We start from the raw sequence: 431 nt of genomic DNA, 5'->3' as shown, positions 1-431 counted from the left end.
CGGGGATTGGCGCGATGATGGCGACGACGTTATCGCATATCTCGAAGCCCAGGGCGTAACCCGTATTGATCACCTCGTGACCTCCCACCCGGATGCGGACCACATCGGCGGGCACGCGGCCGTGATCGAGCATTTCGAGACCAACGCCGACGGTGTCGGGGCCGTCTACGATCCCGGTATTGCGTCGAGTTCAGCAACCTACGACGCCTACCTTGATGCGGTTGAAACACACGACGTGACGCTGTACCGGACCCAAGCCGGTGATTCGATTCAAATGTCGGGTGTCGAGGTGCGAGTTCTCGCGCCACCGGAGGGGTATCTCGCGAACAAAGATAGCAACGAGAACAGTATCGTGTTGTACCTGCAGTTCGGCGCGTCGAGCTTCCTCCTTCCCGGTGATGGGGAGGCTACGAGCGAAGAGTATCTCATCG

Annotated in this window: 1 protein-coding gene; it reads left to right on the top strand. The window is 59.6% G+C overall.

What is annotated here, in order from left to right; translation table 11 throughout:
• The coding region (locus DEQ92_RS23035; protein ID WP_147299616.1) for an MBL fold metallo-hydrolase at positions 1–431 on the top strand (431 nt) is incomplete at both ends.

This window comes from Haloferax sp. Atlit-6N (assembly GCF_003383195.1).
GTDB lineage: Archaea > Halobacteriota > Halobacteria > Halobacteriales > Haloferacaceae > Haloferax > Haloferax gibbonsii.
This window is presented reverse-complemented; position numbering and strand designations above follow the sequence as displayed.